Origin of the sequence: Streptomyces sp. NPDC002809 (genome assembly GCF_040295435.1) — a bacterium.
Taxonomy (GTDB): domain Bacteria; phylum Actinomycetota; class Actinomycetes; order Streptomycetales; family Streptomycetaceae; genus Streptomyces.
The window spans coordinates 40,176-56,050 of sequence record NZ_JBEOVJ010000023.1 but is presented as its reverse complement, the minus strand read 5'-3'; the positions used below and the strand labels follow the sequence as shown (position 1 = coordinate 56,050).

The window sequence follows — 15,875 nt, the reverse complement described above, 5'->3', positions numbered from 1 at the left end:
TCCGGAGGGACCCATGCCGACGTGGGATCCGCGGGTGATGCAATCTACGAGGACGGACTGGGCTGTGCAGCGGCGCTATGCGGGACTGACGGCGGCTGTCGCCGCACTGGGGATGACGGCCACGCTGTCGGGCTGCGGGGGCAACGGCTCGGACGGCGTCACGCTGAAACTGGTCGCGGCCGACTACGGCACGAGCGACGCCGACAAGTCCGACACGTACTGGAACGGGGTGGCCCGGAGCTTCGAGGCGTCCCACCCCGGCATCAAGGTCGACGTGACCGTCTACCCGTGGACGGACGTCGACCGCAAGGTCGCCGAGATGGTCAAGGCCGGCGACGCCCCCGACATCGCGCAGATCGGCGCATACGCGGACTACGCCAAGGCCGGCAAGCTCTACTCCGCCGACCAGATGCTCAGCATCCCCACCCAGGCCAACTTCCTGCCGAAACTCGCGGAGGCGGGCCGGTACAGCCGCGTCCAGTACGGGCTGCCGTTCGTGGCCAGCACCCGGCTGCTCTTCTACAACAAGGACCTCTTCCGCCAGGCGGGCCTCAAGGCCCCGCGGACCTGGGACGACATGGCCGCCGACGCGGCGGTGCTCAAGCAGCGCGGGGTGACGTACCCGTTCGCGCTGCCGCTCGGCCAGGAGGAGTCCCAGGCCGAGACCATGATGTGGCTGCTCAGCGGCGGCGGTGGCTACACGGACGACGTCGGCTCGTACGACATCGACTCGGCGGAGAACGTCAGAACCTTCGACTGGCTGCAGTCGAACCTTGTCGACAAGGGGCTCGTCGGCCCCGTCGCCCCCGGCAAGCTCGACCGGGCGAAGGCCTTCGCGGCGTTCGGCAAGGGCGACGTCGGCATGCTCAACGGCCACCCGACCCTGATGGAGCAGGCCCAGAAGCAGGGCGTGGACGTCGGCATGGTGCAACTGCCCGGCCCAGACGGGCCCATCACCGGGTCGATGGGCGTCGCCGACTGGATCATGGGGTTCAAGCACGGCGGCCACCGGGTCGAGATGGGCAAGTTCTTCGACTTCATGTTCAGCGACAAGAACGTGATCGAGTTCGCCGACACGTACGACCTGCTGCCGGTCACCGACAGCGCGTCCGCCGCGATGGAGGACGACGCGAAGTTCAAGCCGCTCCACAAGTTCCTGGCCGCACTTCCGGACGCGGAGTTCTACCCCTTCGGCAAGACGTCCTGGGCCCGGGCCAGTGAGTCGATCAAGGAGAACATCGGTGAGGCGGTCGAGCCTGGCGCGAACGCGGAGAGCGTGCTCGAACGCATCGCGCAGGAGTCGACGGCCGCGGAGGCCGCGGAGTAGTGGCGCCGCCTCGCCGCCCGCGAAATATATTGGCTGATATGACCGCCCTCCCCCCGAACGGCCCCGAAGGCCCCCACGACCCCGACCCTCTGCCTGCTCCTCCGTCCGCTCCTCTGTCCGACCGGGACCGTGCGGTCCTGGCGGTCGAGCGGCAGTCGTGGGCGGGGCCGGGCGCGAAGGAGCGGGCGATCAGGGAACGGCTGGGCATCTCCCCGACCCGCTACTACCAGCTGCTGAACGCCCTGCTGGACGACCGGCGGGCGCTGGAGGCCGACCCCGTGACGGTGAACCGCCTGCGGCGTGTGCGAGAGGCGCGGCGGGGTCGGCGGTGATACCCGGGGCCGCCGGCGAACCTCCGTACCGCTGGACGTCCGACCGGATGCGGGCGAGCCGGCCGATGCCCCTCCCGGCGAGGTCATCGCCCTGGCCCGACGGGGAAGAGGGGCCCCACGGCCGGCTTCCCGCGGTCGTGCTCGACCTCACCGCGCCCCCCGCGCTGCTCGGCCGTCCGGTCGGGGCGCAGGTGTGGACCCTGCTGCTGCCGGACCAGGGACCGGCGGACGAGGCCGCCGGCGCCGCCGCGCTCTCAGTGGCGGAACGCGGGGTGTACGCCGGGCTCGCACCGGGTGCGGCACGACGCCGGTTCGCCGTGGTCCGCGGTGGACTGAGACTGCTCGCCGCCGCCCGACTGGGGTGCCCGCCGGGCCGGATCGCCGTACTGGACGGGGTCTGTCCGCTGTGCGCGCGTCTGCACGACAGCGTGGCGGCGGCCACGGGGGAGGAGCCGGTGCACTTCTCCTGGGACCGTGCCGGCGATCTGGTCGTCTACGCCCTCTCCGGGACGACGGTGGGAGTGGGTGCCGCCCGGCTCGCCGAGGACAGCGACCCGACCGCGAGGGCGGCCGCACGACGGACGGCCCGCAGGACGGCCGGAGGCCGCGCGGTGATGCGAGGCGGGTGCACGGGGCCGGGGATCATCGTGGACCGGACCGTGGACATGGTGGCCGTTCCGCACGGCTGCACCGCCGCAGTGGTGCGCCACACCGGCGCGGCCGGTCAGCCGGGCTGACCCGAGCCGATGAACCGCCGCGCCAGCCGGACCTGCAGCCCCGCCAGCTGCACGATGATCCACGGACCGGCGAAGAAGGTCACCACACCGGCCGCGAAGTGGAGCGCGACCACACCGAGGGGATGCGGACCGCCCCACGCCGGGTCCGGGTAGGAACGCCAGCCCCACACCGGATACGTGAGGTTGCGCGCGGAGACGATCAGCCAGCCGGCCACGGCGAGGAACCCGAGCGCGCCCACGAGCATGTTGAGTACGAAGAAGGCGGCATGGCGGACGAAGCGGTTGTCCCCACTGCGGCGGCCGATCTCCTCACCCAGCCAGAACCGGACACGCACCCGCTCGAAGCCGGGGCCGGCCACAGCGACCACGGCGAGCACGGCCAGCAGGAGCAGGGGCCCGAGTTCCTGGTGACCGTGGTCCTGCGCGGCCTTCATGACGTACTGCAGAACCAGGATCAGACTGAGCGCGAGCGGCAGCAGGAGGGCGTACAGCATGTACGTCCAGGTCTGTCGCCGTAGCAGCAGCTGATGTATCGGTGTATCGGGCACAGAGTGGTCCCTCCTCGGAGGCGGCCACCCTAAGCCCCAAGCCCACCGCTGATCTCGGAGGCGGACACCCCGAGCCCCAAGCCTCTCCGGCGGTTTCGGAGTCAGCCCCCCAAGCCCTACGGTGATTCGGAGTCGGCCCCCCCAAGCCTCTCCGGCGATCGAGGCGCGGGGTTCGGGGCGGAGCCCCCGTCGCCCGGCGGCCGGCAGTCCCCCGCAGCAGTCCCCCGCAGCAGGCCACCGCCTATAGGCTCAAGGCATGGGCAGCAATCCGCACACCCCGCCCCTGCCGGTCCCGACCACTCCCGCCGGCCAGGAGGGTCTCGCCGCGCTCCTCGCCCGGCCCGACCGCGCCGTCATCGCACTCGATTTCGACGGAACGCTCGCCGACATCGTCCCGGACCCCGAACAGGCCCGTGCCCACCCCGGCGCCGTCGAGGCGCTGGCCGCACTCGCCCCCCAGGTCGCGTCGATCGCCGTGATCACCGGCCGCCCGGCCGGTGTCGCGGTCCGCTACGGCGGCTTCGCCGGAATCGCGGGACTGGACCATCTCGTCGTCCTCGGCCACTACGGCGCCGAACGCTGGGACGCCGTCTCCGGCACCGTCCAGGCCCCCGCCCCGCACCCCGGCGTCGCCGCCGTGCGGGCCGAACTCCCCGGCGTGCTCGACAGGTTCGACTCCTGGCGCGGCACCTGGATAGAGGAGAAGGGGCAGGCGCTCGCCGTCCACACCCGCCGCGCCGCCGACCCGCAGGCCGCCTTCGAGGCCCTGCGCGGCCCCTTGGGCGAGCTCGCCGCCCGCCACGGCCTGATCGTCGAACCGGGCCGGCTGGTACTGGAGTTGCGGCCGGCAGGCATGGACAAGGGCGTGGCGCTCACCGAGTACGTGCGCGAGACCGGCGCCGGGTCCGTGCTCTACGCGGGCGACGACCTGGGCGACCTCGCCGCGTACGCCGCAGTGGAGAAGCTCCGCACCGAGGGCCCCGACGGCACCCCCGGCCTGCTGGTCTGCAGCGGCGCGGAAGTGCCCGAACTGGCGGAGCGCGCCGACCTGGCGCTGCCGGGACCGGGGGCCGTGGTGGAGTTCCTTCAGTCACTGGCGCGCCAACTGGCAGCGAATTCCGGCTGATTGGAGCCGGTCCCCTTCGTATGCTTCCCCGCCTGTGGCACTCTGTGGCAACTCGGCCGAGGTCAGGGGGGTTCGGTGGGCGAGAACGAAGGCGCAGCCGCGCGCGACGGGCTCGACCTGACGGACGCCGTCAGGCTGCTGCGCGCGCAGCTGGCCGCCGCCCAGCGCGAGGCGGACCGGTCGGACGTCCGCTTCAGGGTCGGCGAGGTCACCGTCGAGTTCGCCATGCAGCTGACCCGTACGGGCTCCGGCGGCGGTTCCCTGCGTTTCGGTGTGGTCGGTGTGGACGGCAAGCGGGAGCGGGCGGAGAGCACCACCCACCGCATCCAGCTCACCCTGCACCCCCGGTCCGGATCCGGCCAGGACGTGGAGATCGGCGACAGCGACGACTGAGGGTGGCGGTGACCCGGGCGCGGTGACCCGGACCACCCGGGGGTGGCGGTGAAGTTCGAGCGTGTGGTGCAGGTACGCGGAAGCGACGCCACGGGCCCCGGCTCGTTCGGGACCGGCTGCCTGATCGGTCCCGGTCTCGTCCTCACCGCCGCGCACGTCCTGCGCACCCCCGACGGCCGGCTCCGCACCCCCGAGGTCTCCTTTCCGGCCGACGGCGAGCCGGGCCCGTGGGCCGCGCGGGTGCTCTGGCTCAGGTACGACGACAGCGTGGACGCCGCACTGCTCGAGGTGAGCGGTCCTGTCGCGGTCCGGGCGGCGGACCCCGAACCGCAGCGGTGGGGCGACCTCGTCACCCGCGCTCCCGCCCACCCGGTTCTCTCCTACGGCTATCCGCGCAGCCAGCGGACGCCCGGTGGCGGCACCGGGCGGACCCGCGGCGAGGAGCAGTTCTCCGGCCGCATCAGTCCCGGCACCGGTGCGTCCGCGCGCCGCTGGGAGCTGCTGAGCAACGACCCGATGCCCACCGCGGACCCGGAGAACCAGGGCTGGGCCGGCATGTCCGGTGCGCCCGTGTTCAGCGGGGACCTGCTCCTGGGCGTGGTCCGCAAGGACCGGCGTGCGGCGGCCGGCAGCCGGCTCACCGCCACCCGCAGCAGCGAGATCCTCGGCGACGAGGGCTTCCGCACCGCCCTTCGCGCCGCTGCGGGCGGCGGGCGGCACGAACCCTTCGCCGAGCCCGCCGAACTGGTCCCGCTGCTGGACGTGACCACCCCCGAACGCGATCTGCGTTCACCGGCGATGCTGCTGCGCGCCGATGTGGAGGCCACCCCCTTCCGGGGCCGTCTGAGCGAATGGGAGAACCTGCGGGACTGGTGCCTCGGCCCGTCCGCCGCCCGCCCGAGCCGGGGCGGGCCCGCCGGAAGTCTCGCGGTCCGCGTGCTCACCGGGCCCGGCGGCCAGGGCAAGAGCCGGCTGGTGCGCCGGCTGGTCGGGGCCGTCCAGAAGGAGCCGGGGTGGATCGCCGGACTGTTCCGCAGCGAGCTCTCCGACGAGGACCTGCCCGGCGAAGCGCCGGGCACCGCGTTGCAGGCCCTCGGCGACTGCTCCCGCAGTCTGCTGCTGGTGGTCGACTACGCCGAGTCCCGGCCGCGCTGGATCAGACGGCTGATCGACCGGGCCCGCGCGTCGGCCGCCGCCGGGCACACCGTCAGGGTGCTGCTCGTCGCCCGCTCGTCCGGCGGCTGGCAGCTCGACCCGTACGACACGGGAGTGGCCACCCACGAGATCCTCGCCGCCGCGCTGACCACCGAACTCGGGCCGCTGGACGTGACGTCGGAGGACCGCCGGGAGGCGTTCGGGGCGGCTCTGTACGGACTCGCGGAGCACCTGGAGCGGACCGACGGACACGAGGACTACGACTGGACCGCCCTGGCCGCCGGGACGGCCGTGCCCGCGGAGATGTCCGGACGCCGCTACGCCACCGCGCTCAACGTTCAGATGGAAGCGCTGGCAGCACTCCTCCAGGCGGGCCCCGCCCCTCTTGACGTCGTCCCGGGCGAGGCGGTCGAGGCAACGCTCCTGCGCCACGAGGAGCGCTACTGGGCACGCCTGCTCGCCAACGGCGGGGAGCGGCCGCTGCCGATGCCCCTGATGCGCCGGGTCGTCGCCGCCGCGAACCTGTGCGGCGCCGCGGACGAGGACGAGGCGATGGCAGTCGTGGCCCGGGTGCCGGCCCTCGGGCAGGGCAGGGAATGGGAGCTGGCCGCGGCGATCGGCCGGCTGTATCCCGGTGCCGGGGACACCTTCTGGGGGACGCTGCAGCCCGACCGGGTCGCCGAGTTCCAGGCGTCGCTCATGGTGGCGGAGGTGCCGGGGCTGCTGCCCGCGCTGATGACGGGTGCCACACCCGCCCAGCAGGTGCAGGCGCTGACGGTGCTGACCCGGTCCGTGGTGGCCCATGCCAACGCGGGCCGGACCAGTCGGCGCGACCTCGTCCTGGAACGGCTCGACACGCTGCTGGAGCACCAGGACTTCACCGCGGAGGTGCTGCGCGCCGCCGCGGCCGCGCTGCCGGAGGCTTCCGACGCCCTCACCCGGTTCGCCGTGCGGCTCACGCAACGCCTGGTCGAGCGGTACCGCGAGCCGGTGCACGGGACCGTCGACCACGACGGCCTCGCCTGGGCCCTGGGGGAGTGGGCGAAGCGCAAGGCGCGGACGAGTGACTGGCGTACGGCCGTGGCTGCGGGCGAGGAGTCGGTGGCGATCCAGCGCGCGCGGGCGGCCCACGGGACCCCCGCCCAGGAGCGGGTGCTCGCCGGCGCGCTGATCCAGCATTCGGCGGTTCAGTGGAACGCGGGTGCCCGGCAGGCATCGCTCGCGCTCGCCGAAGAGGCCGTGGACCTGTGCCGCGGGCTGGCGCGGAGCGTGCCCGATGCGGAGATCCCGGAGCTGTTGGCCAAGGCCCTGAACTCGCTGGCGACGGGCTACGACGACGCGGCGCGCAGGCCGGAGGCGGTGGCCGCGGCCGAGGAGTCGGTGGCCATCCGACGGGAGCTCGCCGAGCGTGACCCGTCCAGAGCGGCCGCCCATGCCGCGTCGTTGCGCAATCTCGCCGCCTGCCAGTCAGGTTCGGGGCACCCGGAGGAGGGCAGGATCATCGCGGAGCAGGCGCTGGCCATCGAGCGTCGGCTGGCCACGGAGAATCCGGATGCCTACGCGGACACGCTGGCCCGCACGCTGCACCATCTCTCCTGGCACTACTGGCGTGAGGGAGCCAGCCCGGTGAGGACGCGCGCCGCCTCCCAGGAGGCGGTCGACCTGCGCAGGCGGATGGCCGCGGACAACCCGGACACCTACAACGCCGGTCTGGCGGATTCCCTGGTGAACCTGGCCACCGAGCAGCCGCACGAGCAGTCCCTGGAGACGCTGGCCGAGGCGGAGGACCTCTATGCGATGCTGACCGAAAGGGCGCCCCTGGAGCACGCCGACTGGATGCGGCTGCTGCTCAGCAACCGGGCCTGGGTACTGAACGAGCTCGGGCGCGTGGACGAGGCACTGGAGACGATCGACGAGGCGATCCGCCTCGCCCGGCTGCTGTACCGGGACAACCCGGTGGCCCGCGGCACCAATCTGGGCAAGGACCTGTCCAAGGCGGCTGTGTTCCACAAGGCCGCCGGCCACCGGGAGGAGGCCCTCGCCGCCCACGAGGAGGAGGTCAGGGTCAGGCGCGAGCTGGTCCGCCTGCATCCCGCCCCGAACGAGATGTACCTCGCCGAGGCACTTCACGAACAGGCCCTGGCCCTGTCGGACCACGACGAGCCCGAGGCGGCACTGGCGGCCGGGGACCAGGCACTGGAACTGTACGAGCGGCGGTGGCGCGAGGACCCCGGGCAGGAAGCCGCGGGCTACGCCGCCGGGCTCACGCTCGTGGCCTGGCTGAGGGAGACCAGTGGCAAGGGCGGCGATCCGGTACCGCTCAGGGAGCGGGCCGTCGTGCTGCTGCGCCCGGTGGCCGTGAACTCCGACTTCAGCCGGGTGCGGCTCGCCGAGAATCTGGTGCAACTGGCCCATCACGCCTCGGCGGCAGGAGGAATGCGCGCCCTGCTGCGCGCGCTTCCGTTCGCCCGCGAGGCCACCGAGAACTACGCCCGGATGTCGGCGCGCAAGCCGTCGCCGGGTGATGACCTGACGAGATCCGCGACCCGCTGGGCCCAGCTGCTGGACGGCTGCGGACGCAGGGCCGAGGCGAGCGATGTGCGCCGTCGCTACGGGGTGCCGAAGGGCTGACCGGCGGCCGCTGTACGACCTACGTGACAGAAGCGGTTTGTGCGTTTCGGGAGGAGAGAACGATGCCGGAACAGGATGGGGAGACGGATGTTCCCGCCGACGGAGGTCCTGCCTCGGCCGCGGGGGCACCGCCGCCGATGGAGACCGACGACAGCACCGAACTGGTCTTCCGGTCGGTGGACCTCTTCTACGAGGAGTATCTCGCCCAGGTGGTGTGGCGGCGCGTGGACGGCGTCCACCTGGCCTGGTGTCCGGACTGGTGGATGCATCCCGAAGCGATTGTGAGGATCGCCTCGCTGTGGCGGGCCTTCGAGTTCCTGCGGGTCGATTCGTCTCTCGGTATGTCCAACTGGTGGCTGCACCACGCCGATCCCCATCTGGCCGTGCTGATGGATCCGCGCACCGGGCCGTTCGTCCTCTGCGCGGGACCCGACGGCCACAGCGTGGACATCGGCCCGTTGCCGGGCAATCCGTCACCGCCGGAGATGTGGGACGACCCGGCGTTCTCGGTCGATGCGGCGGAGGCGGAGGAGGCGCGCAAGGCCGCCGGGGCGGAGGACCCGGCGAACTGACCGGCCCGCCCTACTCCTGCCGCAGCGCCTCCAGCTGTTCCAGGAACCACTGCTGCGGCGGCAGCGCGGTGGCCGCCGCGGCCAGCCGCTTCGTGCGGGCCGTCCGCTCGTCGTCCGCCATCGTCAGCGCCTCGTGCAGCGCGTCGGCGGTGGCGGACACGTCGTACGGATTCACCGTGATCGAGTCGGCGCCCAGCTCCTCGTACGCCCCCGCCTCCCGTGACAGCACCAGCGCGCAGCCGTGGTCGGAGACGACCGGGACCTCCTTGGCGACCAGGTTCATCCCGTCCCGGATCGGGTTGACGAGCGCGACGTCCGCCAGCCGGTACGCGGCCAGCGAGCGGGCGAAGTCGTCCTTGACGTGCAGGACGACCGGGGTCCAGTCCGCCGTCCCGTGCGCCTCGTTGATCGCGTCGGCGACGCGCTGCACCTCGGCGGTGTACTCCCGGTAGACCCCGAGGTCCTGCCGCGAGGGGTAGGCGAACGCGATGTGGACGACGCGCCCGCGCCACTCGGGCCGCTCGTCGAGCAGGGCGCGATAGGCGAGCATCCCGCGGACGATGTTCTTGGACAGCTCCGTACGGTCCACCCGCACGATCGTCTTCCGGCCGGGGCCCACCTGCTCCCGCAGCGCCGCCATCCGCTCGTCCACGTCCGCCTCGTGCGCGCGGCGGCGCAGGAACTCCGCGTCGGCGCCGAGGCCGTGCACCCCGATCCGGGTGCGGCCGGTGCCGCCGAGGATCTCCGTGCAGCAGCCGATGAACGCGTCCGCCCAGCGGCGGGTCAGGAAGGCCGCCCGGTCGGCGCCGAGGATGCCGTGCAGGAGCTGTTCCGCGATGTCGTCGGGCAGCAGCCGGAAGTAGTCGACGGGCGCCCACGGGGTGTGCGAGAAGTGGCCGATCCGCAGGTCGGGGCGGAGCTCGCGGAGCATGCCGGGCACCAGCGCCAGGTGGTAGTCCTGCACGAGGACCGCCGCGCCCTCGCCCGCCTCCTCGGCGAGCGCCTCGGCGAAGGCCCGGTTGTACGTCTCGAAGGAGGCCCACTGACGGCGGAACTCCGCGTCGAAGACGGGTTCGACGGGGGTCTGGTAGAGCAGGTGGTGGACGAACCAGAGCACCGAGTTCGCGATGCCGTTGTACGCGTCGGCGTGGACGTCCGCGTCGATGTCGAGCATCCGGACGCCGGGTTCGCCGACCCCGCGCCGCACCGCCTCCCGGTCCCCGTCCCCGAGGGCGGCGCAGACCCACATCTTGTCGTCCACGGCGCTCAGGCCGGAGACGAGTCCGCCCCCGCCGCGCCGGGAGTCGAGGGTGCCGTCCTCGCGCAGCGCGTACGAGACCGGGCCGCGATTGGACGCGACGAGTACCTGGGCAGCGGGCTGAGGGGCGTGCTCGGAGACCATGGGCGGAATCTAGCCCGATCACGAACCGCCCAAACGTACGAAGTCAGGCCACGTCACGCCGCACGGCGTGAAACGTACTCCTCGATCTCGCGCATCGGCGGCCGCTCCTCGGTGTCCACCGGATAGGTGCGCGGGACGAAGCCGTGCTCGCCGCGCTCGAACTGGGTCAGCGACGGGCGGACCAGATGCCCCCGGGAGAGGCGGAGTTGGGCGGTGCGGTAGATGGCTGCGGCCATCCGGCCGAGCGCCTGGCCGTCCTGGTGGCGGTGCTTCCTGACGCCCACGTCGACCTGGGCGAGCGCGTCCAGACCGACCGTGTGCAGGGCGTCGACGAGCAGGCCCAGCTCCACTCCGTAACCGACCGGGAACGGCAGCCGCTCCAGCAGCGAGCGGCGCACGGCGTACTCGCCGCCGAGCGGCTGGACGAAGCCGGCCAGCTGCGGCCAGTGCAGATTGAGCAGCGGGCGTGCCACCATTTCGGTGACGCGGCCGCCCTGGCCCGTGGTGTCGCCGAACGGGCGGTCGTACATCGCCTTGACGAACTGGACCGAGGGGTCGGTCAGCAGCGGGCCGACGATGCCGGAGACGAAGTCCGCGGAGAAGTCCTTCAGGTCCGCGTCGATGAAGCAGACGATGTCCCCGCCGGTCACCAGGAGTGACCGCCACAGCACCTCGCCCTTGCCGGGGACGGCCGGTATGCGGGGCAGGATCGCGTCCCGGTGGACGACCCGGGCACCCGCCCGGCGGGCGACCTCGGTGGTGGCGTCCGTCGAGCCGGAGTCGATCACCACGAGTTCGTCGACCAGCTGGACCTTCTCCATGAGCTCGCGCCGGATCGTCGTGACGATGTCCCCGACCGTCTCCGCCTCGTTCAGCGCGGGCAGCACCACGCTCACGCTCGGTCCGTTCGCGCCGCTTCCGGCCTCCAGCAGACGGTCCAGCGGACGGTCGGCGGCTGACCAGGAACGCCTGGTCAGCCAGCGTTCGACCTCTTCCAGCACGGTCGATACTCCCTGTATGTGATCCATCTCGCGGTTCGGACGACTATCTCAACAGTCCGGTGCTTCGGTTACAGTCTTGAACAACGCAGATGGCCGTCGCATGCCGGGGTCCGTCCGCCGATAAACGCCTGGATCCATGGTCCAGTGCCACAGCGCTCATCCAGAGGGACTGAGGGAACGGCCCGTTGAAGTCCCGGCAACCCTCCCGCCGACCGCGAGGTCAGGTGGGGAAGGTGCCAATTCCGTCTCGTGACGAAATGCGTCGCGAGGAAGATGAGGAAAGGACCTCGCCATCGTGGCTGTTGAGACTGTTGAAGCAAACACTGAATCCTCCGTGGACCTCGGTCCCGCCGCGGCGCTTTCCTGCCGCGAATGCGGAGAGCGATTCGCACTCGGCCCCCTTTTCGCCTGCGCGTCCTGTTTCGGGCCGCTCGAAGTGGCGTACGACCTGCCGAGCGGCTCCCCGGACGAGCTGAAGAAGCGCATCGAGGCCGGACCGAACAACATCTGGCGCTACGCGCCGCTGCTGCCGGTCCCCGCCGATGTCGCGGACAAGCCCAACATCAACCCCGGCTTCACCAAGCTGGTCAAGGCCGACAACCTCGCCCGTGAGCTGGGCGTCACCGGCGGTCTGTACGTCAAGGACGACTCCGGCAACCCGACGCACTCCTTCAAGGACCGCGTCGTCGCGATCGCCGTCGAGGCCGCCCGCGCCTTCGGGTTCACCACCCTCTCCTGCTCCTCCACCGGCAACCTCGCCGGCGCCGTGGGCGCCGCCGCCGCCCGCGCCGGTCTGCGCTCGTGCGTGTTCATCCCGCACGACCTGGAGCAGGGCAAGGTCGTCATGGCCGCGGTGTACGGCGGTGAACTGGTCGGCATCGAGGGCAACTACGACGACGTCAACCGCTTCTGCTCCGAGCTCATCGGCGACCCGCTCGGCGAGGGCTGGGGCTTCGTCAACGTCAACCTGCGCCCGTACTACGGCGAGGGATCCAAGACCCTCGCCTACGAGATCTGCGAGCAGCTCGGCTGGCAGCTGCCCGACCAGATCGTCATCCCGATCGCGTCCGGCTCACAGCTCACGAAGATCGACAAGGGCCTCCAGGAGCTGATCAGGCTCGGCCTGGTCGAGGACAAGCCGTACAAGATCTTCGGTGCCCAGGCCGAGGGCTGCTCCCCGGTCTCCGCCGCCTTCAAGGCCGGTCACGACGTGGTGCGGCCGCAGAAGCCGAACACGATCGCCAAGTCCCTGGCGATCGGCAACCCGGCCGACGGCCCGTACGTCCTGGACATCGCCCGCCGCACCGGTGGCGCCGTCGAGGACGTCAACGACGAGCAGGTCGTCGACGCGATCAAGCTGCTGGCCCGCACCGAGGGCATCTTCGCCGAGACGGCCGGCGGGGTGACGGTCGGTGTGACGCAGAAGCTGATCGAGGCCGGTCTGCTGGACCCGGCGCTCACCACTGTCATCCTGAACACCGGTGACGGCCTCAAGACGTTGGACGCGGTGGCCGCCACCTCGCAGGCGAGCGCCACGATCCGCCCGAGTCTGGAAGCCTTCCGCGCCGCCGGGCTCGCCACCAGCTGAGAACCCGGCGCCCAGGCCCCCCGGCGGGCCGGGCACCGGCTTCCGACCACTCGAGACTCAGGAAGGGCACCCACCATGAGCGTCAAGGTCCGTATCCCCACCATCCTCCGCACCTACACGGGCGGCCAGGCCGAGGTCCCGGCCGAGGGCGCGACCCTCTCCCAGGTCATCGAGTCCCTGGAGAAGGACCACCCGGGCATCGCCGCCCGCGTCCTGGACGACCAGGGCAAGCTGCGCCGCTTCGTGAACGTGTACGTCAACGACGACGACGTGCGCTTCGAGGGCGGCCTGGACGCGGTCACCCCGGACGGTGCCGGTATCTCGATCATCCCGGCCGTCGCCGGCGGCTGCTGAGCCCCCGGGCCTCGCGGCCCGACTTCACCGCGTCACCGGAATTGCCCCCTCTGCGAGAGAAGCGGAGGGGGCAATTCTGCATGGTTGAGCGCGGTAGAGTGAGGGAAGTCCCCTCCGCTGCCCGTGCCGCCCGCATATGAGAATGCGCCTGGCCACGACAAGATGCAGCCAAAGTACCTGAGCCCCTTGCGCCATAAGTCGCCTTTGCCTGGCCTGACTTGCCCTGGAATCTCATGAATCCCCCACATTCGGGCGATCGGTGCTGCGCAGAATTCTCGTCCGATTGACCTGTTGCAGAGGGCAGTTGGGCAGATACATTCGGCCGCGGTCGACGCGTTCCGGCGCACACACCCTCTCCTGTCGGAGGGTGAGTTCTGACCCGGGCCCGCGAAGTGCGGTCCCGTGCAAGGGCCAGTAATAGGGGAGTTAGGCATGGCTCAGGGCACCGTCAAGTGGTTCAACGCGGAGAAGGGGTACGGCTTCATCGCGGTCGACGGTGGTGCGGATGTTTTCGTCCACTACAGCGCGATCCAGATGGACGGGTACCGCACCCTCGAAGAGGGTCAGCGAGTTGAATTCGAGATCTCGCAGGGCCAGAAGGGGCCGCAGGCGGACATGGTCAAGCTCGCCGTCGGCTGAGCCCGGCCTGTCACCACGCAGTCGGCCAACGACACTACTCACGCACGGAGGGCCCGTACCCCTGGGGTACGGGCCCTCCGTGCGTCCCGGGGCGCTTCCGCGGCACCCCGGGGCGCTTCCGCGCCGTCCCGGGAGGCTCCCGCGGGCCCCTTTGCGACTGTCCACACTCCGGAGGGGGACGCTTGCACTCTCGGGGGTCGAGTGCTAATTATTGGCTTAGCACTCTCTGGGTGAGAGTGACAGAAACTTGGACCGGGCCGGTGAGGCCCGCAGGTCTGTCGGGGCAAGGAACCGGCAGACAGGCAGGCCGTCCGTCGCGGGCGCCTCTCGGTCCGGAGAAATCCACCCCTGTCCGGGAGGACCACTTCATATGGCCAAGATCATCGCCTTCGACGAGGAGGCCCGGCGCGGTCTTGAGCGCGGCATGAACCAGCTCGCCGACGCCGTCAAGGTCACCCTCGGCCCCAAGGGCCGCAACGTCGTCCTTGAGAAGAAGTGGGGCGCCCCCACGATCACCAACGATGGTGTTTCCATCGCCAAGGAGATCGAGCTGGAGGACCCGTACGAGAAGATCGGTGCGGAGCTGGTCAAGGAGGTCGCCAAGAAGACGGACGACGTCGCCGGCGACGGTACGACCACCGCCACCGTTCTCGCTCAGGCGCTCGTCCGCGAAGGCCTTCGCAACGTGGCCGCAGGTGCCAACCCGATGGCGCTCAAGCGGGGCATCGAGAAGGCCGTCGAGGCCGTCTCCGCCGCCCTCCTGGAGCAGGCCAAGGACGTGGAGACCAAGGAGCAGATCGCTTCGACCGCCTCCATCTCCGCCGCTGACACCCAGATCGGCGAGCTCATCGCCGAGGCCATGGACAAGGTCGGCAAGGAAGGCGTCATCACCGTCGAGGAGTCCCAGACCTTCGGTCTGGAGCTCGAGCTCACCGAGGGTATGCGCTTCGACAAGGGCTACATCTCGGCGTACTTCGCCACGGACATGGAGCGCATGGAGTCGTCCCTGGACGACCCGTACATCCTGATCGTGAACTCGAAGATCAGCAACGTGAAGGACCTCCTTCCGCTGCTGGAGAAGGTCATGCAGTCCGGCAAGCCGCTGCTGATCATCGCCGAGGACGTCGAGGGCGAGGCCCTGTCGACCCTGGTCGTCAACAAGATCCGTGGCACCTTCAAGTCCGTCGCCGTCAAGGCCCCGGGCTTCGGTGACCGCCGCAAGGCCATGCTCGGCGACATCGCCATCCTCACCGGTGGCACCGTCATCTCCGAGGAGGTCGGCCTCAAGCTGGAGAACGCCGGTCTCGACCTGCTCGGCCGCGCCCGCAAGGTCGTCATCACCAAGGACGAGACGACGATCGTCGACGGCGCCGGTGACAGCGACCAGGTTCAGGGCCGCGTCAACCAGATCCGTGCCGAGATCGAGAACTCCGACTCGGACTACGACCGCGAGAAGCTCCAGGAGCGCCTCGCGAAGCTGGCCGGCGGCGTGGCCGTCATCAAGGCCGGTGCCGCGACCGAGGTCGAGCTCAAGGAGCGCAAGCACCGCATCGAGGACGCGGTGCGCAACGCCAAGGCCGCCGTCGAGGAGGGCATCGTCGCCGGTGGTGGCGTGGCTCTGCTCCAGGCCTCGGCCGTCTTCGAGAAGCTCGAGCTCACGGGTGACGAGGCGACCGGCGCCAACGCCGTCAAGCTGGCGCTGGAGGCTCCGCTCAAGCAGATCGCCGTCAACGGTGGTCTCGAGGGTGGCGTCGTCGTCGAGAAGGTGCGCAACCTGCCGATCGGTCACGGCCTCAACGCCGCGACCGGCGAGTACGTCGACATGATCGCCGAGGGCATTCTCGACCCGGCGAAGGTCACGCGCTCCGCCCTGCAGAACGCCGCGTCCATCGCCGCGCTCTTCCTCACCACCGAGGCCGTCATCGCCGACAAGCCGGAGAAGGCCGCTGCCGGCGGCGCTCCGGGCGGCATGCCGGGCGGTGACATGGACTTCTGATCCTGACGGATCGGTAGCTCCTGCACAGCTGTACACGACACCGGCCCCCGGGGATTCGTCCCCGGGGGCCGGTG

The 15,875-nt window shown here is 71.1% G+C and carries 14 protein-coding genes and 1 riboswitch; of the genes, 11 read left to right on the top strand and 3 right to left on the bottom strand.

The window, feature by feature from the left end; genetic code table 11:
* The first annotated feature begins 37 nt into the window (after positions 1–37).
* The 3 genes from ABT025_RS16460 to ABT025_RS16450 all read left to right on the top strand — a co-directional run bounded on the left by ABT025_RS16460 (position 38) and on the right by ABT025_RS16450 (position 2,396).
* Positions 38–1,327: an ABC transporter substrate-binding protein gene (locus ABT025_RS16460; protein ID WP_502971958.1), complete on the top strand. Its 1,290-nt coding sequence runs from the start codon at positions 38–40 to the stop codon at positions 1,325–1,327.
* 38 nt (positions 1,328–1,365) lie between these two features.
* A complete protein-coding gene (locus ABT025_RS16455) occupies positions 1,366–1,659 on the top strand; it encodes a DUF3263 domain-containing protein (RefSeq protein ID WP_350994458.1) in 294 nt (97 codons plus the stop codon).
* A gap of 137 nt (positions 1,660–1,796) precedes the next feature.
* Entirely contained in the window at positions 1,797–2,396 is a 600-nt protein-coding gene (locus tag ABT025_RS16450) for a hypothetical protein (RefSeq protein WP_350994456.1), read from the top strand.
* Here the strand turns inward: ABT025_RS16450 and ABT025_RS16445 are convergent.
* On the bottom strand, positions 2,384–2,944 hold the full coding sequence (locus ABT025_RS16445; RefSeq protein ID WP_350994454.1) for a sensor domain-containing protein: 561 nt from the start codon (positions 2,942–2,944) through the stop codon (positions 2,384–2,386). The two genes, ABT025_RS16450 and ABT025_RS16445, sit on opposite strands and share 13 nt — an antisense overlap.
* A gap of 256 nt (positions 2,945–3,200) precedes the next feature.
* Here ABT025_RS16445 and otsB point away from each other — a divergent pair, with 256 nt between their 5' ends.
* The 4 genes from otsB to ABT025_RS16425 all read left to right on the top strand — a co-directional run bounded on the left by otsB (position 3,201) and on the right by ABT025_RS16425 (position 8,821).
* Positions 3,201–4,070: a trehalose-phosphatase gene (gene otsB, locus ABT025_RS16440; protein WP_350994452.1), complete on the top strand. Its 870-nt coding sequence runs from the start codon at positions 3,201–3,203 to the stop codon at positions 4,068–4,070.
* A gap of 75 nt (positions 4,071–4,145) precedes the next feature.
* A complete protein-coding gene (locus ABT025_RS16435; protein ID WP_350994450.1) occupies positions 4,146–4,463 on the top strand; it encodes a trypco2 family protein in 318 nt (105 codons plus the stop codon).
* Positions 4,464–4,511: 48 nt separating this feature from the next.
* On the top strand, positions 4,512–8,249 hold the full coding sequence (locus ABT025_RS16430) for a trypsin-like peptidase domain-containing protein (protein ID WP_350994448.1): 3,738 nt from the start codon (positions 4,512–4,514) through the stop codon (positions 8,247–8,249).
* A gap of 62 nt (positions 8,250–8,311) precedes the next feature.
* A complete protein-coding gene (locus ABT025_RS16425; protein ID WP_350994446.1) occupies positions 8,312–8,821 on the top strand; it encodes a DUF4913 domain-containing protein in 510 nt (169 codons plus the stop codon).
* A 10-nt stretch (positions 8,822–8,831) separates the two neighbouring features.
* Here the strand turns inward: ABT025_RS16425 and ABT025_RS16420 are convergent, their stop codons facing one another.
* Both ABT025_RS16420 and ABT025_RS16415 read right to left on the bottom strand, forming a co-directional pair.
* Complete coding sequence (locus ABT025_RS16420) at positions 8,832–10,223, bottom strand: alpha,alpha-trehalose-phosphate synthase (UDP-forming) (RefSeq protein ID WP_350994444.1); 1,392 nt, start codon at positions 10,221–10,223, stop codon at positions 8,832–8,834.
* A gap of 53 nt (positions 10,224–10,276) precedes the next feature.
* The gene (locus tag ABT025_RS16415) at positions 10,277–11,224 is read right to left on the bottom strand and encodes a glucosyl-3-phosphoglycerate synthase (RefSeq protein WP_350994442.1); all 948 of its coding nucleotides are present in this window, start codon (positions 11,222–11,224) and stop codon (positions 10,277–10,279) included.
* Between the two features lie 153 nt (positions 11,225–11,377).
* Positions 11,378–11,504, top strand: a riboswitch (SAM riboswitch).
* Between the two features lie 15 nt (positions 11,505–11,519).
* On the opposite strand from ABT025_RS16415, the gene thrC reads away from it, so the two are divergent.
* The 4 genes from thrC (at position 11,520) to groL (ending at position 15,801) form a co-directional block, all read left to right on the top strand.
* Positions 11,520–12,812 carry a threonine synthase gene (gene thrC, locus ABT025_RS16410; protein ID WP_350994440.1) on the top strand — a complete coding sequence of 431 codons (1,293 nt, stop codon included), beginning with the start codon at positions 11,520–11,522 and terminating at the stop codon, positions 12,810–12,812.
* A gap of 75 nt (positions 12,813–12,887) precedes the next feature.
* Positions 12,888–13,166, top strand: coding sequence for a MoaD/ThiS family protein (locus ABT025_RS16405; protein WP_148019364.1), 279 nt, complete (start codon positions 12,888–12,890; stop codon positions 13,164–13,166).
* A gap of 432 nt (positions 13,167–13,598) precedes the next feature.
* Complete coding sequence (locus ABT025_RS16400) at positions 13,599–13,805, top strand: cold-shock protein (protein ID WP_003967346.1); 207 nt, start codon at positions 13,599–13,601, stop codon at positions 13,803–13,805.
* A 370-nt stretch (positions 13,806–14,175) separates the two neighbouring features.
* Positions 14,176–15,801 (top strand): chaperonin GroEL, encoded by a 1,626-nt coding sequence (gene groL / locus ABT025_RS16395; RefSeq protein ID WP_219573636.1) that lies wholly within the window; start codon positions 14,176–14,178, stop codon positions 15,799–15,801.
* Positions 15,802–15,875 lie beyond the last annotated feature (74 nt).